Origin of the sequence: Pantoea sp. JK (genome assembly GCF_026130245.1) — a bacterium.
Classification (GTDB): domain Bacteria; phylum Pseudomonadota; class Gammaproteobacteria; order Enterobacterales; family Enterobacteriaceae; genus Pantoea; species Pantoea trifolii.
In genome coordinates, this window is sequence record NZ_JAINFN010000007.1 from 1 (window position 1) to 18,650 (window position 18,650).

Here is an 18,650-nt window from a genome sequence, read left to right on the forward strand (position 1 = left end):
ATGGCGGGAAGCTTCGTGCTGCCAACCCGGCGGACGAGACATTATCCGCGAGCGGTGAAAAAGAAGCCGAAACGCTATGCGTTCCGGCATGATTAAGTCTTAACTGACGAGCATTACGCCATTTATGGCGACCGTGTCAGACGCCGCACCTACCCGAACATCAATGCTTCGGCGTATCCAGTGCCTCGATCAACTCGGGGAAGAAATCCTGCAGCAGTTCTGGTGTCATCAGCTCGGGATAATTGATCAAATGCTCACGAATGCGCTCATTCACATCGGGCAGCAAACGCTGGGCGGCGTCTTGCGCGCTGAACTTCTTCTGCTTCATCAGGCGCAGCACGTCATCCGGCAGATTGTCTTCATCTTCGACTTCATCCACACCTTCGAGATCGTCCAGCTCATCCAGCAGATCCATCAAGGCTTCAATCTGTGGCGTGCGTGACTGGTATTCGGATGGCTGCTCGCTCTCCAGATAACGCAGCAGCGCGCGCACCGGTGAACCATCGGGTTCGGCAGGCGGTTCGTTGGCGAACCAGGTCAAGAGATCGTGCTGCGTGACCTGATGGACGTGATAACCGTTATCCACCAACTCATCGGCGAGGATATCGGCGGTATCGTGCTCAATCAGGCAAATGTGGGTGCGATTAGGTGTGAACTGCTCCAGCCACTGATAAATCTCTTCAATTACGCTGTCGTCGTAAATAAAGGTTTGGCTGAGATAGCTATCATCCTGCTGGTGAACACAGATGTGAATCTGGTCGGGATCGAAGTAAATCGCAATGTTGATGCCTTTCATGTGCGCTGTCCTGTGTGGTGCAAAATCTCACTATAGCCTCAGGCAGCGCAGTTGAACATGGTGGTGCCAGCAGCATGGGCTACTGGCGGTAAAAATTAACGTAAATCAGCACGATCCAACCCATAAGCGCTGTCCAGTGCGCCCGGCGTCATCTGCGACAGCACCATCAGGCGGTTCCAGGTGTTAATCACCGCGATGCAGAACGTCAGTTCGCTGGTCTCCACTTCAGAGAAGTGTGCGCGTACCTCGTTGTACAGCGCTTCGTCGATGCCGTGATCGCCCAGACGCGTCAGTGCTTCGGTCAGCGCCAGCGCCGCTTTCTCTTTGGCAGTGAACAGCGGCGATTCGCGCCAGATCGCCACGTGATGCAGACGCAGCTCGCGCTCGCCGTGCAGTTTGGCCTCTTTCACATGCATATCGACGCAGAACGCGCATTGGTTGAGCTGCGAGGCGCGCAGATCGACCAGATGCTTCAGTGAGGTTTCTAATGAAACATTACTGACGTTCATAGAGAGATCGGACATGGTTTTGACCAGTGTCGGAACGGTTTTGAAGTGGTTAACGCGTGCAGTCATGTTTTTATCCTCAGGTCAGTCGTTTTTCAATGCGAAGGTAATGCGGGCATCTTAAACTTCCATGTCTGAGTGAAAAGGGTCAAAAAACGTGAAAACAGATAGGACATGGCGTGGGATATAAAGAGATTTATGCGCGATATCGCCAGCAGATTCTTGCAGGGCAGCTGAAGCCGGGCGACCGCGTCCCGGCGATCCGTACGCTGGCGAGTGAGTTGCAAGTGGCGCGAAAAACGGTGGAAGCTGCTTATGAAATCCTGATCGGCGAAGGCTATTTTGTCAGTCAGGGCGCGAAAGGCACGCGTGTTAATCCCGAACTGATTCTGCCGGAAACAACCGGAAAAACGGCAGTGCCTGCGCCGTCAGTGAGCGCGTTAATCCAGCGCGAGAGCAAAGGCGAGCTGCGGCTTGGCATCCCGGCACTGGATGCGTTTCCACATAAAAAGTGGCTGCTGATTTCCGGCAAAGCAGCGCGAACCCTGCGTGCGGATGAGATGATTTTGCCGCCAATTATGGGTTATCAGCCGCTGCGTGAAGCCATCGCCAGCTATCTGAATATATCGCGTGGGCTCAACTGCCAGCCGGAACAGATCTTTATCACCAGTGGTTATCGCGCCAACCTGCGACTGATTCTGGCGGTGCTGGCGCAGCCGAGCGACAAAGTGATGTTTGAAGATCCCGGCTACTTCTTCGGACAAAAACTGCTGAAGCGCATCGCGCCGAATCTGCATTACGTGCCAGTCGATCGGCAAGGTATGGATGTGGATTATCTGCTGCGCTATCACGCCGATGCGCGTTTCGCCATCGTCACGCCCACGCATCACAGCCCACTGGCGGTAACCTTATCGCTGCCACGCAAGCATCAGCTGCTGGAGTGGGCGCAGAATAACGATAGCTGGATCATTGAAGATGATTACGACGGCGAGTTCCACTACACGCGCAAAGTGATTCCGGCGCTGAAAAGTCTCGATGTGCACGATCGAGTGATTTACACCGGCACCTTCAGCAAAACCATGATGCCGGCGATGCGCGTGGGTTATCTGGTGATGCCGAAAGAGACCATCGCGCGCTTTAGCGAGCTGGGCGAAATCCTCGAAACCGGCATGTCGCTGCTGCCGCAAAAGATTCTGGCGCAGTTCCTGAGCGAAGGGCATTTCTATCGCCACATTAAAAAGATGCGCACGCTTTATCAGCAGCGACGCCGCATGATGCTGGATGCCTTGCAGGCGTGTTTCCCGGATGTGTTTGATTTTGAACTGACCGATGGCGGCATGCACATTGTCGCATTCCTGCCACGCGGCACGCAGGACGCGGCGTTGGCGGCGATTTGGCAGCGGCATCAGCTGCGCGTCTTGCCGCTTTCCGGCTGGTATATGCAGACGCAGAAACGTTATGGCCTGGTGATTGGCTATACCAATATTCGATCGGTGGAGCAGGCGCGGGAGTTGTTGCAGAGAACGGTGCAGGAGACGCGAGCGTTATTGGGTTAAAGAAAAGGCGCGAGGGACAGCTCGCGCCTTGATACCGGCGCGTCCTTACATGCCGATATATTTTTTGCCTTGCTTCAGAACCACGTCGCAGGCTTTGGTTTTCAGCTTCTCACCCATCGGCGAGTTGCTCAGACTCTGCAAGTTCAGCTGCTGACCGTTGCCGGTGTTGAGCAAGCCTTGCAAACCCTGCTGATAATCGGTTTTCTGCTCTTGCGCGGTGGTGCTATTCAGGCCGAGTTTGCTCAATACCTGATCTTTCACCGACTTCACGTTGTTATCCACCACGTTGTGCTGCACGCAATACGACATCACGCCTGCAGCGTTGGTCATGCTGTTGGAACTCACCGCTTTATCGCCGCCGTTCAGCAGGCCGGTGAGCGATGAGAGCGACATGCCGCCGTTCTGCGTGGTGCTGGTGTTGCTGGTGCTGTTGTTCTGCTGCGACAGCTGCGATGCCGCGCTGCTCAGCTGATCCTGCCAACTTGCCGCGGATGCGCTCCCCGCAACCATGGCTGCCGCGATGCCCCATCCCCAAATCATGCCTTGTAATTTCATCTCAACCTCGTTGTCTTTTATGTTCTGACTGCGTCAGTTTTGGTTAAGAGAGGTTTGACTGCTGAAAGTTCCAGTTAAGCGGGCGGATTGGGGAAAATTGGGAACGTTCTGGGTTTTTGTTTTTGTAATTCGGTTAGTGGGATTGACGGTATAACAAGCAGTTATCTGCGAAACGCTGTTTTTTTCAACGCTTAGCGCACATCCCTAACGATTCCGGTTGCGCACTCTGCTCGTAACGGTATAATCCCCAACGTTTTCCGCATCCTCTTCAGTGCCGAAGTGGCGAAATCGGTAGACGCAGTTGATTCAAAATCAACCGTAGAGATACGTGCCGGTTCGAGTCCGGCCTTCGGCACCATTTAAAGATACGAGAACTTCCGTAACAGTCCGCAAGTTACTAAAATTAAAGCCGAAAGGCTTTTTTTTTGGTCCAAATCCGTCCGAGCACATCCGTTGCAATCCGGGGATCTGTGGGGGCATAATAAGGGGCACTTACTCTTCGATTGAAAATGTGCCCCCAAAATGAAGCTCAACGCCCGCCAGGTCGAAACCGCCAAGCCCAAAGACAAAACCTATAAAATCGCTGATGGCGGCGGGCTGTATCTCGAGATCACGCCTAAAGGCGCCAAATACTGGCGCATGAAATATCGCCGTCCCGCTGACAAAAAAGAAGACCGGCTTGCTTTTGGTGTTTGGCCTACAGTGAAGCTGGCCGATGCTAGGGCTAAGCGTGATGATGCAAAGAGGCTGTTAGGGCAGGGGATAGACCCCAAAGCTGAGCAAAAAGAGGCACAGGCGGAAATTTCTGGTGCTTACTCGTTTGAAACAGTCGCTCGCGAGTGGCATAACAGCAATAAGCGCTGGAGTGATGATCATCGCTCACGAGTTCTTCGCTATCTAGAACTTTATATATTCCCTCACATTGGAACCGCTGATATTCGTCAGCTGAAAACTAGTCATTTATTAGCGCCAATAAAAAAAATAGATGCATCTGGTAAGCATGACGTTGCTCAACGTCTACAGCAGCGCGTAACTGCAATCATGCGGTTTGCCGTTCAGAACGATTATATTGACTCTAATCCTGCTGTAGATATGGTCGGGGCATTATCCACAACTAAAGCACGTCACTATCCTGCTCTACCATTTAGCCGCTTCCCTGAGTTCCTAGAACGCCTCAGTGCTTATCGTGGGAGAATTATTACTCGCATCGCTGTTGAACTTTCATTACTTACCTTTGTGCGTTCAAGCGAACTTCGTTTTGCCCGATGGGATGAATTCGATTTTGAAAAGGCTAGCTGGCGTATTCCGGCTAAGCGTGAAGAAATTGAGGGCGTTCGATATTCACACCGCGGCATGAAGATGAAAGAAGAACATATCGTTCCGTTAAGCCGACAGGCATCAGCTATTCTTGATGAGCTTAAAAAACTGAGCGGTGACAACCCACGCTTGTTTCCTGGCGATCATGATCCTCAGAAGGTTATGAGCGAAAATACAATTAATACAGCTTTGCGTTCGATGGGCTATGACACCAAAACAGAGATTTGCGGGCATGGATTCAGAACAATGGCTCGCGGTGCTTTAGGTGAGTCAGGTTTATGGAGCGAGGATGCAATTGAACGCCAATTAAGCCATTCAGAAAGGAATAATGTTCGTGCAGCTTATATCCATACCTCGGAACACTTAGATGAAAGAAGAGTAATGATGCAATGGTGGGCCGATTATTTATATGAAAATGAAAGTCGATTCATTTCACCTTATGATTTTGCTAAAAGATTAAATCCATCTTATTAAATTTATGGCAGGCAAAATGCTTTGCCTGCCATAAATATTATATTCTGTTTCTGTTCTGAACTCGAGGCTGAATTCTTTGCTGAATGGTTTGATAAATATTAATGTTATCGGAGTGAGATAACTCCACAGTTAGTGCATATCTTTGGCTTTGGATAAAATCAGCCCAACCAGATTGGCACCTAACTACTAAGTAATATGTTTCTCCATATGATTGCATAGCTCTATCATATGTCACTGAGGCCGATTGAACGGTACAAAAATCCCTAGAATTAGGACCGGGAAGTAGGCCGCAATTATTTCTATTTGGCATTTCAGGTGACTGATTATCTTCATCTTTAACCTTAAAGAAATTAAAGACATCAAGGGCTGTTGCTCCTCTAATTAGTCTAAAATTCATTTCACATCCAAGATAATCTTTTCTTGTATGTCTAACTGGAGGGTCAAAAGCAAGGGTTACTTTTATTGTTTTCTTACCAGTAGTATTTTTAAATATATCTGTTATTGGTATTTCATAGACAGCAAAATAGTCTGGCTGCAATGCCTCCTCTGCATAGAGAACTACTCTATTATCTTCAGATGATATTAATTTTTTAATGTTTGCAATGCCTTTGCCGTAAATGTGGGTTTTGGTTTTATTTTCTAATAAATCAATTCTGTTTTGGTTATGCGAAGGATGATTACATGAGTTAACCAAAAGAGCTCGAAGCAAGTTAGCAGAACAACCGGGCAGTTGTTTTAACAGGATTGCTGCTTTATTAGCTACCATTGGAGCTGCTACTGAGGTTCCAGAGGACGTTTTAAGTAAGCTTGTTATGTGATTGTTATTTAAACTTATTATCCCTGCCTCTGGTATATTTCCGCCGTTCCTGACAGCGGGTATTGCTGAGTCGTATAAAGCGGTACCGCCATAATCAACAACATCAGGTTTGCACATCCCCATAACACCTGGACCAACACGAGTAAAAATGGAAGGCTCATCAAGTTTAGCTGTGGGTAAAACGCCAACGTAGGGGGCTAAGTTTCTTGGTATGCCTTCGCCGTGAGATAAGGAACCAACGGTTAACGCATTAACTGCACCTGCTGGCTCTAAAAAACGATTTTTCTCATCTAATAAAAAGTTTGGATAGTTATTGATAGAATCTTCTGGATTTCCTCCCCATGAATTACCATTTCCAGCTGATATGATGATTAAAATATCAAGTCTTCTAGCTAATTCATCAAGTATTGATGCCCATTGCCCATTTTTTTTTCCATCAAAGGGAGCTTTGGGATCTCCTAAAGAAATATTGAATATTCTGCAATTAAAGCGCTCGTGTAGACCGTTAATAGCATCAGTCATAAGCTTTGGAATGACAATTTCCTCTGGAAAATGACCTGTATTGTCGATTACTTTTGCATAACAGATTTTTGCATAACGAGTTAAGCTATTACCTTGACTAAGTTGATGTCTAAAGTCTCCAAATGCAGCCACTCCTGCTACAGAAGTTCCATGTCCCCATACATCCTCGCCATCATCATTAATAAGTGAAAAACCACCAACTAACGCACCATCTAAGAATGGATGATTATTAACGCCACTGTCGATAATTCCCACTATTGGCAAGTCATCATAAGCATCGTGAATTTCTGGTTTGTTTTCTATATCTAAATTTAGATATGTTCCAGTTGAGAGATCCGGTGACGGTGGTAGATCTACAGAATACACCTCAGGTATTTCCAAAATATCTCTTAAGCAAGATATTTTGCATTCTACTCTTAGTAATGATATAGAGGGGCCAACATACGAATCAAGATATTCCCCTTCACTCCTAACTACAAAATTTTTAATTGTTTCAAGCTTTGCTTCTCGGTCAACTCTTCCACCAAAGTCCCATAACTCTATATCAACAACATAAGATTCTTGTTCGTTAAAGTCATCAATAGAAGTAATTCCTTCTTCTCTGAGTCTTAATCCAATCCTATCTTTAGCACTGATTGTTTCGACAGAAATTAAGTTGCCAATGAAATTGTTATAGGATGGGTTTGCTTGATTGGGTGGGACCGGGCTGGAATAAGCATTTATTCTTTCTCTTAGCGATAAAAGTTCATCGCTAGAAGAAAATAGGACTAATGTTCTATCCTCGTCATGGGAAAGAACATGCAGGCCCAATCTTTCCCAATCTTCGTCTGCTGCTGAACCCATATACCTTACCTTCATAATCAATGAAGGATTTATGGATTCTGGTCGTCTTTTACTTCTTATGTAAGTGACGGTAGTATCGATCTGGTTTACTAATGATGTACCATGAGTAACTCTTTGCTGTGTCGTTCGGTGAGGAGCAGAACCAAAACCCTTTTTTTTTCTTCTTTCAAACTGCTCTGGGACCTTGATTAGACGTAAATGTTCATACTCAGCCATAAATTTCTCCTTGTAAATTATAGCATTTTTTCAACACCACCATTTCTGCGATACTCATCGTTTATCGCATCAACTAAATAATTTTCATGCAATATTCTTTGTTTTCTAATAATCATATACTTAATTGCTTGGTTTAATATTCTTTCTAAACTAGAAAAGCTCAAACCATTCAGAACATCGGCATATGAATTTGAATCAAAGTCATGATGAATGTTTTTAAGTCTGCTTTTTAAAAATTTTTTAATCATTCCTTTGTCAGGATGTTTAAACCATATGACTTCGTCAAAGCGCCTCCATACCGCCGGATCTATACTTTTATCAAGATTTGTTGCAGAAATCATGAACCCTTTTGGAGATAGTCTCTCTATAAATAGGAGTAAACTGTTTACTACACGTTTTAATTCATTGTGCTCATTTCCATCTTCTCTAGAACGAGCAATAGCATCAAACTCATCTAAAAAAAGAATGCACGGTTTATTATTAGCAAACTCAAAAATAGATCGAATATTTGTGGCGGTTTCACCTAGGTAAGATGAAATCAATTTATCCAATTTTACAACAAACATAGGGAGGCCAAGTGTAGATGAAAACACCTCAGCACTTAATGTTTTCCCACAACCTGGAGGCCCGCAAAAAAGAAGCTTTGTCCTTAGTGGTAAACCATTTTTCCGAATAGTTTCAGCATATCTATATTCTTCAATTAATCCTTTAAGAATTCTAACATTGTCAAACGAAAGGATAAGTTCTTTGTGGGCGTTACTAGGCTCGACTCTCTCCACAAAATCATTATTACCCTCGTACATCGGCGAGAATTTTTCCAGACCTTTTAGGGAGTGGTTCGGCTCTGTAGCACGACTATTCTCTAGTGTTCTTCTTAGGCTATTGGCTAGAACTTTGTTATTTTTTTTCTCTTCTTCGCTAATTATTCTCTCAGCAACTAAACGAAATTCATCATCGTTGCCATAACTAGCCAAAAGTTTTTTCATCAACTCGCCTCTGGCCATTTGTTCCCTCTCCAAAAAAATCTCAATTATCTTAATGAGCCTGAAACAGGCTTAGCTCAAGCACCTATGAATCTAAGTATACCATTTACATTGAGGCTTTAACGATACCCAGCCTACATGGTTGCATTGTCTCTTTTTATGGCAACTCCAATTCATTTACACCTGTTGCGCGCGCTCGTACCCCCGCCACGCCTGCCCGCTTTATGTAGCAGTTTTCATGCGGCTGCATGAGTCCCTTCAGGCCGTGCCACTGCTGGCCTGAATTGCATAAACTCAGCTGCATTTATTCATGCGTTTTCATGCAGCATAGGCATGCACTCATGCGAATCAGGCTTGCCAGAGAAAAGAGATGAAAAAAACCGGCACGATGGCCGGTCAGGTATTGCTGATAAAACTCAGCAGGGGGCGTTCTGGCGATTCGAAAGCCTGCTGGCTGATCCATAACGGTTTAGCGTCTGCCGTGGTGGCGGTGATTCTTTCTCAGGGATGTCTTCAGCTACCTTCTGAGGTTTCATGATGATGGTGTCCAGGCTCTCAAGCGTTGTGAACGTGCAGGAGCAGTCGATATTACGACACTGATACCACGTCTTTTTTAACGTACCTGTCTGATATTCGCTCGTACGCGTGTGTGCGGTCATGCTGCATTCAGGGCATTTCATTGCCATCACGTTTTATCCTTCTGTTTAACGCCAGTCACCGTACAGGCTGGAGTTAACGGTTTATAAAAGCCGTTATCGTTAGCTTTCTTCGAAGAGGGAGAGCCATTAGCGGCTCCGGTGAATGCATTGTGCCGTTGCTGGCACAGGCGAGCTATCGGATGGCGTTGTGTGATGGCCCAGACAAAATAACCTTCTTCTGGCTGGCGGCAAGGTGACATATTGGCTCCCTGTTCAACTTTTAAATTTATATATATCCTTCACCATTCTTCACCTTAATAAAAAAGAGAGTAAATACAGTATATTAAAGTGTGAATAATCAATATTTATCCCTTCACCCGGTGTTCACCATGCTTCACCTGCCTTTTATGCAGATAAACCTTTTTGAGTGTTTATTTCGATTGATTCAACAAGGATTAATCATTAAAAGCGACTTGCATAATTCATCTCGGCACTATTGGTCTATATTGCCCTATATTTACCTGCGCAAAAAACAGGCGGCTAATTTTTGCACATTTGTGCCAGCCGCAGCATCCTTTCGCCCTGTTGCTTTGGCAGTAGATATGCTGAGAATAAAGAGCTACCCGACTCCGGACGTATCTGTCCGTATCACCACGGACTCAATAAGAGGTAGCTCATGCACACCGTATTATCCGCAAACTCCTCCGCTCCTGCGGCCCCGGCTTTACCCGTGAACCCGGTGCTGAACGACCGCTTCCTGCGACTGCCGGAAGTCATGCACGTCTGCGGCCTGTCCCGCTCCACCATTTACGACCTTATCAGCCGCAACGCCTTCCCGCCGCAGGTGTCGCTTGGCGGCAAGAACGTGGCCTGGCTCGCCAGCGAAATCAGCGTCTGGATGAGCGATCGCATTGCAGCGCGTGGTCAGGAGCGTACCGTATGAGGTTTTTGAACCATGCCGGTAAATCACGCCACCCCTCTGTCGCGCATACAATGCCGCCTGTGCATGCGACTGGCGCCGGGAAGGGTAAACCGCTACAGCCGCAGCGCTTTTGCGCAACGAAGCCAGACTTCAGCCTGCAAAGCACAGGCATCCCGTCCTACGTTATCCGGACTGTTTCCCGTGGCGACATTTCTCCCGCCAGTTGCTGAGGTTGCCTGATGTCATTTTTAACTGCTACCTCCGGCTTGCGCGCCGGGGCCATTCCCTGGTACAGTAATTTCGCTGTCGCAAAATCGACAGCCGGGCGTAGGAACCCGCGTAATTCACAGGCGACACCAGACGCGCCATGCGTCTTTTTTTGTGTCCATGCCTCAGTGCACCCATTTCTCGGGCAACGGTTCTGTATCCGTTGCGCCGTCTGCGTAATGGTGGCCCGGGCGGGGCAGCCTTCGGGCTGGCCGGTATCCTGTGAAGCCGGTATTCCTACCCCCGTTCGGGCTACCACCCATGAGTGTAGGAACTCCGGTGGTGGCGTTAACCGCTATTCACAGGAGACTGTCATCATGGCTACGGTCCTTAATTCCCCATACCCTCAGTTTGTTTTCGTCTTTGCCGCCGTCCGCCGCTGCGAGCGTCAGCAGCATATTCATATGCTCCGCACCGTTGCCGCCGATGAGCGCGCCGCACGCCTTTCGCTGGCCCGCGACTACGTGCTGTCCTTTGCCGCCCGCCTGCCGGTTCGGGAGGTGCGCGCATGACTCACGCCACGATTTCTCACGCCGACCTGGTACGCCTTGAGCACCTGCGTAACGCCGGGCGCTTCGTCAGCGACATGACCGCCTTTCAGGAGTGTCACGAACTGCCGCAGCCCGCTCAGCGCGCGCAGCTGGCTTCGCTGGTCTTTCTCATCACCGAGCAGCTGGATGACGTGGTGACGCGCTGCCAGAACAACTGGATGAACGCGGAGGCTGAATCATGAAAGACCGCACCCTTTCGCCTGAACTGCGCGCCGCGCTTTCACGCCGCGCCGTCGCCTGCGCGTGGCTGACCGTCTGCCGTGAGCAGCAGCGCTACCCCGGCCTGACGCTGGCGCGCCTTGAGCACGTCATCGAAACCGAGCTGGAGGGCTTTTACCTGCGCCAGCATGGGCGGAAGCGCGGTCAGGAAATTGCCTGCGCGCTGCTGGATGACCTGCTGTCCTCCGGGCCGCTGAAGTCGGCCCCGCGCCTGAGCTTTCTCGGCCAGGTGATGATGGATGAACTCTGCGGGCGCATGACAGACGCGCCAGTGCTGCACTGAGGGAGAACAGAACGATGAAAATGACCGTATCAGAGGCGGCCACCGCAGCCCGGGGCCACTGGCCCCGCATACTCCCCGCGCTGGGCGTGAAGGTAATCAAAAACCGCCACATGCCGTGCCCGGTCTGTCAGGGAACGGACCGCTTTCGCTTCGACGATATAGACGGGCGCGGCACGTGGATTTGTAATCAGTGCGGAGCCGGTGACGGCATGGACCTGGTGAAAAAGGCGCTCAGCATTACGTTCATAGAGGCCGCCGCGCGCGTAAACGACCTGACCGGCAACCTGCCGCCGGTAGAGGTCGATATTATTACGGCTGCCGGTCCCGAAGCGGACGAGGCATCCCGCGCCGCAGCGTCTGCACTGGCGCAGCAATTGGTCAGCACGGCAAAGGAAACGGCGGGCAACGCCTACCTGTCCCGGAAGGGGCTGCCAGAGCAGGCGTGCCTTACGCTTTCGAAGGCGCATAAGGTGGCGTTAACGTCCTACCGCACCGGCGATTTAGTTGTGCCCCTGCACGACATGAGCGGCCAGCTGGTTAACGTGCAGCTTATCAACGCCAGCGGAGAGAAGCGCACGCTCAAGGGCGGCCAGGTGAAAGGCGCCTGCCACGTTCTCAGCAGCGCTAAGCCGGCAAAGCGCATCTGGCTTGCAGAGGGCTACGCAACCGGCCTGACGGTGCATAACCTGACCGGTGATGAGGTGTGGGTTGCGCTCTCATCGGGCAACCTCCTTTCTCTGGCTGGCCTTGCCCGTGAAAAGCACGCCACGCTGCAGCTGATGATTGCCGCCGACCGCGACCTTAACGGCAACGGTCAGGATAAGGCGAAGAAGGCCGCTGATGTCAGTAAGGCCGTCGTCGCGCTGCCGCCCGTGTTCGGCGACTGGAACGACGCCTTTGTGCAGCACGGCGACGTATCGACAAAGCAGGCGCTTGCTGAGGCCGCCGCGCCCGCCACCGCCAGCCCGTTTGACGTGATGAGTGAGGCGGAGTTTTCGGCGATGAGCGCCAGCGAAAAGGCGGAGCGCGTTGCTGAGCATTACCGCAACGCGCTGGCGGTGGATGCCAGCGGCGAAATTCTGTCACGCTACAGGGCGGGCGCGTGGAAAGTCATTTCGGGGAAGCAGTTTGAGCGCGACGTGGCGAAGCTGTTCCAGCGGCTGCGCGCGCCGTTCTCGGCGGGCAAGATTTCAGGCGTGGTGGACACGCTGAAGCTGATGCTGCCGCAGCAGTCCGACCCGGCGCGCCGCCTGATAGGTTTCCGCAACGGCGTGCTGGATACGCGCACCGGCAGCTTCAGCCCGCACAGCAAACGCTTCTGGCTGCGCACGGTCAGCGAGGTGGACTTTACCCCGCCGGTTAAGGGCGAGACGCTGGCAGCCCACGCGCCGCACTTCTGGCAGTGGCTGGACCGCGCCGCCGGACGCGACGCGGCAAAGCGCGATATTATTCTCGCCGCGCTGTTTATGGTGCTGGCGAACCGCTACGACTGGCAGCTGTTTCTGGAGGTGACGGGCCCCGGCGGCAGCGGTAAAAGTATCATGGCCGAAATCGCCACCATGCTGGCCGGAACGGACAACACCACCTCCGCGACCATCGAGACGCTGGAGTCTTCGCGCGAGCGCGCGGCGGTGATTGGCTTCTCGCTGATAATTCTGCCCGACCAGGAGAAGTGGAGCGGCGACGGTGCGGGCATTAAGGCGATTACCGGCGGCGACGCGGTATCCGTGGACCCGAAATACCGCGATGCCTACTCAACGCACATTCCGGCGGTGATTCTGGCGGTAAACAACAATCCGATGCGCTTTACCGACCGCAGCGGTGGCGTATCACGCCGCCGGGTTATCCTTCACTTCCCGGAAATCATCCCGGCAAACGAGCGCGACCCGCAGCTGAAGGAAAAAATCAGCGGCGAGCTGGCCGTTATCGTGCGCCAGCTGATGCAGCAGTTCAGCCAGCCGCAGGACGCAAGGGTGCTGCTTCAGTCGCAGCAGAACTCCGATGAGGCGATGCGCATCAAGCGCGACGCGGATCCGATGGTGGACTTCTGCGGCTACCTGTTCACCACGCCGGAGCCTAATTCGCTTTACATGGGGAACGCCAGCATCAGGCCGCTTCAGCCAAGGCGTTATCTTTACCATGCCTATCTGGCTTACATGGAGGCGAACGGCTACAGGAATCCACTCAGCATGAAGATGTTCAGTCTGTCGCTGGAAAGCATTATGCGCGAGTACGGGCACCATTATCTGAAGCGGCGCACGAAGCTGGGGATGCAGACCAATCTCGATCTGACGGAAGAAAGCAGCAGCGACTGGCTGCCTAAGTGTGATGCCACCTGAAATTTATAATATTTAGAACCGGCGAAAGCCGGTTTTTTTGCGCTAAAGGTGGCCGTTAGAATCTTACAGGCCGCCTGTGAAATTTATTCACTTCTTTATATGAGCGTTTTTTAATCAGATCCTACTAATAAGATTTAGGGCCGCATTGAGCGAAAACTGGACGTGGTGTTGCAGGAAGCAATTAGGTCTATGTTATTCAATAATCAGTATATTGGTGTTTATGAGCACTCAAAGTATCTGGCTGAGAGACAATCCAGTTGACTTATTATGTATCGATCACTAAAAATATAAACACATTACATAGTGACCGATACAAAAAGATTTGTGGTCGTAATCAAATTGAAGAGAGAATCATGGAAAGCACTGTCGCATCGCTGGTTATACCGCGCAATATTGAAGAAGTCTGGGAAATTATTGAAAAGTTTCACGCTCTGTCAGCATGGCATCCTGCCGTAGTCAGCAGTGAGTTCGAAGAGGGTTGCACAGAAGATGTGGTAGGAGCCATTCGCCGCGTAACCCTTGGAAACGGAGCCACAGGAACCGAAAAATTAATCCGTAAAGACAGCAAAGCATACCTGCTGACCTATTCCTTTGAAACAGCACCTCTGCCTGTTGAAAATTATCTCTCCACCATTCAGCTGCTGCCAACCTGCACTCCGGGACACACGCATGTTGTCTGGTCAGCCTCTTTTAACTGCAAACCGGACTTATGCAGCGAGATGCGCAGGGTGCTGGAAAATGATGTTTATCGGGCTGGAATTAAAGCCTTGCAGACCGCGTCGGTCTGACGTCGATAGGCTGACGTCTTTTATTTCAGAGATTCAGAGATGAAGTGGCAGCCAGCCGGCTGCCATTGTTGATTTACCAGTTCTGCTTAGTAGGGGACACGATGAGATCGTTAACGGTCACATTTCTGGGCTGGTTGAGTGCATAGACCACCGCATTTGCCACATCCTGCGGGCTGATAGCAATTTTTGTCAGCTCCTGCGCCACCTTACGCCCTTCCGGATCGCTCACTTTATCAGCCCATCCCGTGTTAATAACGCCAGGGCTGATGGTATTGACGCGGATGCCCTTATTCACGCCCAGATCTTTACGCATCGATTCCGTCATGGCGTGAACAAAGAATTTGGTCGAACTGTACACACCCGCGCCGGCGTCAACCTGGTGGCCTGCCACAGAAGCCATGTTCAGGATCTGGCCGTCACTTTTGCTGAGCATAACCGGGAGAACGGACGCAATAGCGTTCAGATAGCCCTTGATGTTGACGTCGACCATCTTGTTCCAGTCGTCCCACGCAATGTCACTCCAGGCTGAAAAGAGCATCAGCCCGGCGTTGTTAATCAGGATATCAACGGTACCGAAGGTATCGGTAGCATGCTTTACCAGCGCCTGTGTATCTTCAAGACGAGTCACATCCGTCACCAGACCGGAAGCATGGCCGCCGGCTGACTCAATATCCTTTACCAGCTTATTGAGGCCGGCCTGATCCAGTGCTGCGGCTACGATATTCACACCATGACGTGCAAGTTCCAGCGCGGTCGCGGCGCCAATGCCCGATGATGCACCAGTAATTACAGCGGTTTTGTTCTGCAGATGATTCATATTCTTATCCTTTGGGATGAGGTACAGGCGGCGGGCAGATCCCGCCGGTTGTATTTATCAGTAATTCGCTTCCGGCCAGTCGGTGTAACCTTTGGCGCCGCCGCCGTAGTAGGCTTCCTTAGGCGCGATGGTCAGCTCGGCGCTATAACGCAGACGCTTAACCAGATCCGGGTTGGAAATAAACAGGCGGCCAAAGGCAACGGCATCGATAATTCCTGCATTACGGCGGCTGATCGCCATTTCGAGGTCATAGTTGTTGTTACCGATGAACGGACCGCTGAACTGCGCGCTCAGCGCATCCATATCCACGTCGGCGGGTACGTCACGCGACGTTGCCGTGGCACCCTCAACGAAATGCAGGTATGCCAGATTAAAACGGTTAAGTTGCTGGATGAGATAGCCATACATCGCCATCACGTTGCTGTCCGGCGGCGTGTTGCCTGCGTCAGGCGTTACCGGTGACAGTCGGATACCTACGCGGTCATTGCCCCAGATGTTGACGATCGCTTCAGTGACTTCCAGCGTCAGGCGCGCGCGGTTTTCTATAGAGCCGCCGTAGGCGTCGGTACGATGATTGGTTGAGTCGCGCAGGAACTGATCGAGCAGATAGCTGTTTGCAGAGTGCACTTCCACGCCGTCAAAACCTGCGCGCAGGGCGTTTTCTGCGGCACGCTTATACTGCTCAATAATGCCCGCGATCTCGTCGGTTTCGAGCGCGCGTGGCGTCGATACCGGTACGAAGCCATTGACGGTATAGGTCTGGCCTTCGGCCTTGATTGCAGAGGGAGCGACAGGACGCTCGCCGTCAGGCTGCAGTTCAACGCTTGAAAAACGGCCCACGTGCCAGAGCTGACAGACGATTTTTCCGCCTTCTGCGTGAACGGCATCGGTGACTTTTTTCCAGCCGGCAACCTGATCCTCGCTCCAGATCCCCGGCGTAGCCGCATATCCACGGCCCTGAGCTGAGATATTGGTGGCTTCAGAAATAATCAGGCCGGCGCTGGCACGCTGGGCGTAGTAGGTTGCATGTAGCTCATCAGGTACGCCATCTTCGCCGTAACGGCTGCGGGTAACAGGCGCCATAACGATACGGTTGGCAAGCTGAAGGCTTCCCATTGCCACGGGGGAAAAGAGATCTGTACGGGTACTGTTATCAGTCATGGTTACTCCTAAATAGTTGACCGGTCGACTAGTAAATTGGTAGAAAAAAACGCGGCTACGCGAGCAGCCGCTTTGTTGCACTCATTGCTTTATCAAACGCTTGATCAGGCGTGTGAATTTTTGCCATCAGGGACGCGCCCAGCCAGAGCTGGTAAAGCTCTTCAGCAAGGGCCTCTGCGTCCACTTCGGACGGCAGTGAGCCATCACTCTGCCCCTGATGTATGCACGCCGTGATCCGAAGGATAATTTCACGGGTTCCGCTTGCCAGAACGCTTCGCATGCTGTCGTACTGATCGCAGACTTCTGCCCCGAGCTTAACGACCAGGCACTTGCTTTCAGGCAGATCGGCACCCTGTGTGACCTTCCAGAATGCAAAGTAGCGCAGCAGGCGCTCTCTGGCCGGTTCGCTGCCGCGCAGCTGCTCTTCAACCTGAATAAGGTAGTGGGTGAAGTAATTTTCCAGCAGGGCTTCAGCGAACTCTTCCTTGGACTGGAAGTAGTAATAGAACGAACCTTTAGGCACGCCAGCGGCTTTGACAATCTCAGCCAGGCCGACGGCGCTATAGCCTTTATGTGTAATAAGCGTCCGGGCAACATCAATGATGTGCTGACGCACGTTAGCCGCTTGTTTTTTCATAGTCCGGGTAGCATAACGATAAAACTGACCGGTCGTCTAGTTTCGCAGGTTGCATTTTGTGCGATCAGAATTTTTCACGTGGCAGCAATCGAGACGCAAACTGCCCGGTTGCGCTCAGGCTTTCCGGCGTGGCCCCGTCTTTGGCCTCGATAGACATACCCTCCAGAAGCGTATTCAGAACGGTAGCCAGTGCGGCGGTACCGGTATCAGACGGCAGTTGCTTCTCCGTGACAGCCCTGCGCAGACGCTTTTCAAACAGATCTTTTCCTTCCTGCCTGAGCACGCTGACCGCTTCAACGACGTCAGCGGACTCCTGAGAGACATTGATCGCCGCAAGCACCACCATGCAGCCGCAGGGTGCTGAAGGGGAAAGCAGAATGTCTGCCGCTTCACTGAAGAAGTTATCAATCGCCCGGGTAATATCGGGCTCTTCTTCAAGCCGCTCCCAGGTTGATTTCCAGTAGACCCTTTCGTAATAGCTCACGGCCTCCATGAAAAGTTTCGCCTTATTACCGAAGGCGGAGTACAGGCTCGGCGGATTAATTTCCATCGCAGCGCAGAGCTCGGCAACTGAGGCGGGCTCAAAGCCTTTACGCCAGAAGATATCCAGGGCCCTGATCAGGGCCCTGTCGCGATCAAAGCTGCGCGGCCGCCCTTTAGGCTTTTCACTGCTGACTTCTGAATTTTTCGTCTTCACGTCGGGCATAAAATCATTCTCTTGACACATTACATAGCGATCACTATACAATAATAACATTACATAGTGATTACTACATAAATACATGAGGCACATGTCAGATCTTGCGTTCTCGCTCAGCCACTATCTGCAGTCCGCCGGCGCGGCGGGGGTAGTGCTGTACTTCGTTATTTTTGTCGCCGTGACGCTGATTTTTTTTCCGGCTTCCCTGCTGACCGCGCTGTCAGGGTGGCTGTTTGGCGCGGCGGGCGGAACTGCGCTGGCTCTGCTGGCGGGTACCACCTCCGCACTGATCGCTTTCTGCATCAGCAAAAGCCAGTTATTTCCGGCAGCGTCGCGCGCCGCCAGCCGCCACCGCTACCTGAATAGCCTGCTTTCACTGTCGAAGAACAACGCCCTGCTGCTGATCCTGCTGCTGCGTCTGAGCTCCATTCTGCCCTTCGCGCCGCTGAACTACGCGCTGGGGATCAGCGGCGTATCGTTCAGAAAATATGCGACAGCGACGGTGGCTGGACTGATCCCCGGCACGTATGTTTATGCCGCTGCCGGAAGCGTTATTTCTGACTTACAGGTGCTTCTGCACGGCGGTTTCAGCGTCAGAGACGTTTTACAGCGCGCTGATGTGCTGACCGGCATGGCCGCCGTTGCGGCGGGACTGATGCTGCTGTTCGTCATAAACAAGATGTTCAAGCGAATTACGGGCATCCCTGCGGATACCCGCCACAACAAAACCGGAGACAGATGAA

At 51.3% G+C, this 18,650-nt stretch carries 19 protein-coding genes and 1 tRNA gene; 10 read left to right on the forward strand and 10 right to left on the reverse strand.

Features of this window, described 5'->3' with window-relative positions:
- Nucleotides 1-160: 160 nt before the first annotated feature.
- Together PanJK_RS15575 and PanJK_RS15580 are read right to left on the reverse strand one after the other, a co-directional pair.
- Nucleotides 161-796, reverse strand: a complete 636-nt coding sequence (locus PanJK_RS15575; protein WP_265300935.1) for a hypothetical protein — start codon at nucleotides 794-796, stop codon at nucleotides 161-163.
- A 95-nt stretch (nucleotides 797-891) separates the two neighbouring features.
- On the reverse strand, nucleotides 892-1,371 hold the full coding sequence (locus PanJK_RS15580) for a carboxymuconolactone decarboxylase family protein (protein ID WP_265300937.1): 480 nt from the start codon (nucleotides 1,369-1,371) through the stop codon (nucleotides 892-894).
- Nucleotides 1,372-1,481: 110 nt separating this feature from the next.
- On the opposite strand from PanJK_RS15580, the gene PanJK_RS15585 reads away from it, so the two are divergent.
- Nucleotides 1,482-2,858 carry a PLP-dependent aminotransferase family protein gene (locus PanJK_RS15585; RefSeq protein WP_256698314.1) on the forward strand — a complete coding sequence of 459 codons (1,377 nt, stop codon included), beginning with the start codon at nucleotides 1,482-1,484 and terminating at the stop codon, nucleotides 2,856-2,858.
- A 45-nt stretch (nucleotides 2,859-2,903) separates the two neighbouring features.
- Here the strand turns inward: PanJK_RS15585 and PanJK_RS15590 are convergent, their stop codons facing one another.
- Nucleotides 2,904-3,413 carry a DUF2501 domain-containing protein gene (locus tag PanJK_RS15590; protein WP_265300939.1) on the reverse strand — a complete coding sequence of 170 codons (510 nt, stop codon included), beginning with the start codon at nucleotides 3,411-3,413 and terminating at the stop codon, nucleotides 2,904-2,906.
- 273 nt (nucleotides 3,414-3,686) lie between these two features.
- Here PanJK_RS15590 and PanJK_RS15595 point away from each other — a divergent pair.
- A tRNA-Leu gene (locus tag PanJK_RS15595) sits at nucleotides 3,687-3,771 on the forward strand.
- Between the two features lie 164 nt (nucleotides 3,772-3,935).
- Entirely contained in the window at nucleotides 3,936-5,204 is a 1,269-nt protein-coding gene (locus tag PanJK_RS15600) for a tyrosine-type recombinase/integrase (RefSeq protein WP_265300941.1), read from the forward strand.
- 37 nt (nucleotides 5,205-5,241) lie between these two features.
- Here the strand turns inward: PanJK_RS15600 and PanJK_RS15605 are convergent, their stop codons facing one another.
- The 3 genes from PanJK_RS15605 to PanJK_RS15615 form a co-directional block, all read right to left on the reverse strand.
- Nucleotides 5,242-7,602 (reverse strand): S8 family peptidase, encoded by a 2,361-nt coding sequence (locus tag PanJK_RS15605; protein WP_265300943.1) that lies wholly within the window; start codon nucleotides 7,600-7,602, stop codon nucleotides 5,242-5,244.
- A 17-nt stretch (nucleotides 7,603-7,619) separates the two neighbouring features.
- On the reverse strand, nucleotides 7,620-8,588 hold the full coding sequence (locus tag PanJK_RS15610) for an AAA family ATPase (RefSeq protein ID WP_265300945.1): 969 nt from the start codon (nucleotides 8,586-8,588) through the stop codon (nucleotides 7,620-7,622).
- A 413-nt stretch (nucleotides 8,589-9,001) separates the two neighbouring features.
- The gene (locus PanJK_RS15615; protein WP_265301328.1) at nucleotides 9,002-9,271 is read right to left on the reverse strand and encodes an ogr/Delta-like zinc finger family protein; all 270 of its coding nucleotides are present in this window, start codon (nucleotides 9,269-9,271) and stop codon (nucleotides 9,002-9,004) included.
- Nucleotides 9,272-9,899: 628 nt separating this feature from the next.
- Here PanJK_RS15615 and PanJK_RS15620 point away from each other — a divergent pair.
- The 6 genes from PanJK_RS15620 to PanJK_RS15645 all read left to right on the forward strand — a co-directional run bounded on the left by PanJK_RS15620 (nucleotide 9,900) and on the right by PanJK_RS15645 (nucleotide 14,592).
- Nucleotides 9,900-10,166, forward strand: coding sequence for a helix-turn-helix transcriptional regulator (locus PanJK_RS15620; RefSeq protein WP_265300947.1), 267 nt, complete (start codon nucleotides 9,900-9,902; stop codon nucleotides 10,164-10,166).
- A gap of 218 nt (nucleotides 10,167-10,384) precedes the next feature.
- A complete protein-coding gene (locus PanJK_RS15625; protein WP_265300949.1) occupies nucleotides 10,385-10,924 on the forward strand; it encodes a host cell division inhibitor Icd-like protein in 540 nt (179 codons plus the stop codon).
- Nucleotides 10,921-11,145, forward strand: a complete 225-nt coding sequence (locus tag PanJK_RS15630) for a hypothetical protein (RefSeq protein ID WP_110867847.1) — start codon at nucleotides 10,921-10,923, stop codon at nucleotides 11,143-11,145. Before PanJK_RS15625 ends, PanJK_RS15630 begins: the two co-directional genes overlap by 4 nt.
- Nucleotides 11,142-11,465 (forward strand): DUF5375 domain-containing protein, encoded by a 324-nt coding sequence (locus PanJK_RS15635; RefSeq protein ID WP_265300953.1) that lies wholly within the window; start codon nucleotides 11,142-11,144, stop codon nucleotides 11,463-11,465. The genes PanJK_RS15630 and PanJK_RS15635 overlap by 4 nt, the downstream gene beginning before the upstream one ends.
- 14 nt (nucleotides 11,466-11,479) lie before the next feature.
- Entirely contained in the window at nucleotides 11,480-13,804 is a 2,325-nt protein-coding gene (locus tag PanJK_RS15640) for a phage/plasmid primase, P4 family (protein WP_265300955.1), read from the forward strand.
- 353 nt (nucleotides 13,805-14,157) lie between these two features.
- Entirely contained in the window at nucleotides 14,158-14,592 is a 435-nt protein-coding gene (locus tag PanJK_RS15645) for an SRPBCC family protein (protein WP_265300957.1), read from the forward strand.
- Between the two features lie 73 nt (nucleotides 14,593-14,665).
- Here PanJK_RS15645 and PanJK_RS15650 read toward each other — a convergent pair whose 3' ends face one another.
- The 4 genes from PanJK_RS15650 to PanJK_RS15665 all read right to left on the reverse strand — a co-directional run bounded on the left by PanJK_RS15650 (nucleotide 14,666) and on the right by PanJK_RS15665 (nucleotide 17,913).
- Nucleotides 14,666-15,409, reverse strand: coding sequence for an SDR family oxidoreductase (locus PanJK_RS15650; RefSeq protein WP_265300959.1), 744 nt, complete (start codon nucleotides 15,407-15,409; stop codon nucleotides 14,666-14,668).
- 57 nt (nucleotides 15,410-15,466) lie between these two features.
- Nucleotides 15,467-16,570: an alkene reductase gene (locus tag PanJK_RS15655; RefSeq protein WP_265300961.1), complete on the reverse strand. Its 1,104-nt coding sequence runs from the start codon at nucleotides 16,568-16,570 to the stop codon at nucleotides 15,467-15,469.
- A gap of 55 nt (nucleotides 16,571-16,625) precedes the next feature.
- Entirely contained in the window at nucleotides 16,626-17,207 is a 582-nt protein-coding gene (locus PanJK_RS15660) for a TetR/AcrR family transcriptional regulator (protein ID WP_265300963.1), read from the reverse strand.
- A gap of 64 nt (nucleotides 17,208-17,271) precedes the next feature.
- Nucleotides 17,272-17,913, reverse strand: coding sequence for a TetR/AcrR family transcriptional regulator (locus tag PanJK_RS15665; RefSeq protein ID WP_265300965.1), 642 nt, complete (start codon nucleotides 17,911-17,913; stop codon nucleotides 17,272-17,274).
- A gap of 85 nt (nucleotides 17,914-17,998) precedes the next feature.
- On the opposite strand from PanJK_RS15665, the gene PanJK_RS15670 reads away from it, so the two are divergent.
- Nucleotides 17,999-18,649, forward strand: coding sequence for a TVP38/TMEM64 family protein (locus PanJK_RS15670; protein WP_265300967.1), 651 nt, complete (start codon nucleotides 17,999-18,001; stop codon nucleotides 18,647-18,649).
- Nucleotide 18,650 lies beyond the last annotated feature (1 nt).

Bases quoted from the DNA above. Each gene is read 5' to 3' on its own strand.
- PanJK_RS15655 (WP_265300961.1), bottom strand. From the start codon at position 16,570: ATGACTGATAACAGTACCCGTACAGATCTCTTTTCCCCCGTGGCAATG.
- PanJK_RS15645 (WP_265300957.1), top strand. From the start codon at position 14,158: ATGGAAAGCACTGTCGCATCGCTGGTTATACCGCGCAATATTGAAGAA.
- PanJK_RS15640 (WP_265300955.1), top strand. From the start codon at position 11,480: ATGAAAATGACCGTATCAGAGGCGGCCACCGCAGCCCGGGGCCACTGG.
- PanJK_RS15605 (WP_265300943.1), bottom strand. From the start codon at position 7,602: ATGGCTGAGTATGAACATTTACGTCTAATCAAGGTCCCAGAGCAGTTT.
- PanJK_RS15650 (WP_265300959.1), bottom strand. From the start codon at position 15,409: ATGAATCATCTGCAGAACAAAACCGCTGTAATTACTGGTGCATCATCG.
- PanJK_RS15580 (WP_265300937.1), bottom strand. From the start codon at position 1,371: ATGACTGCACGCGTTAACCACTTCAAAACCGTTCCGACACTGGTCAAA.
- PanJK_RS15590 (WP_265300939.1), bottom strand. From the start codon at position 3,413: ATGAAATTACAAGGCATGATTTGGGGATGGGGCATCGCGGCAGCCATG.
- PanJK_RS15575 (WP_265300935.1), bottom strand. From the start codon at position 796: ATGAAAGGCATCAACATTGCGATTTACTTCGATCCCGACCAGATTCAC.
- PanJK_RS15670 (WP_265300967.1), top strand. From the start codon at position 17,999: ATGTCAGATCTTGCGTTCTCGCTCAGCCACTATCTGCAGTCCGCCGGC.
- PanJK_RS15610 (WP_265300945.1), bottom strand. From the start codon at position 8,588: ATGAAAAAACTTTTGGCTAGTTATGGCAACGATGATGAATTTCGTTTA.
- PanJK_RS15625 (WP_265300949.1), top strand. From the start codon at position 10,385: ATGTCATTTTTAACTGCTACCTCCGGCTTGCGCGCCGGGGCCATTCCC.
- PanJK_RS15635 (WP_265300953.1), top strand. From the start codon at position 11,142: ATGAAAGACCGCACCCTTTCGCCTGAACTGCGCGCCGCGCTTTCACGC.
- PanJK_RS15660 (WP_265300963.1), bottom strand. From the start codon at position 17,207: ATGAAAAAACAAGCGGCTAACGTGCGTCAGCACATCATTGATGTTGCC.
- PanJK_RS15630 (WP_110867847.1), top strand. From the start codon at position 10,921: ATGACTCACGCCACGATTTCTCACGCCGACCTGGTACGCCTTGAGCAC.
- PanJK_RS15620 (WP_265300947.1), top strand. From the start codon at position 9,900: ATGCACACCGTATTATCCGCAAACTCCTCCGCTCCTGCGGCCCCGGCT.
- PanJK_RS15600 (WP_265300941.1), top strand. From the start codon at position 3,936: ATGAAGCTCAACGCCCGCCAGGTCGAAACCGCCAAGCCCAAAGACAAA.
- PanJK_RS15615 (WP_265301328.1), bottom strand. From the start codon at position 9,271: ATGGCAATGAAATGCCCTGAATGCAGCATGACCGCACACACGCGTACG.
- PanJK_RS15665 (WP_265300965.1), bottom strand. From the start codon at position 17,913: ATGCCCGACGTGAAGACGAAAAATTCAGAAGTCAGCAGTGAAAAGCCT.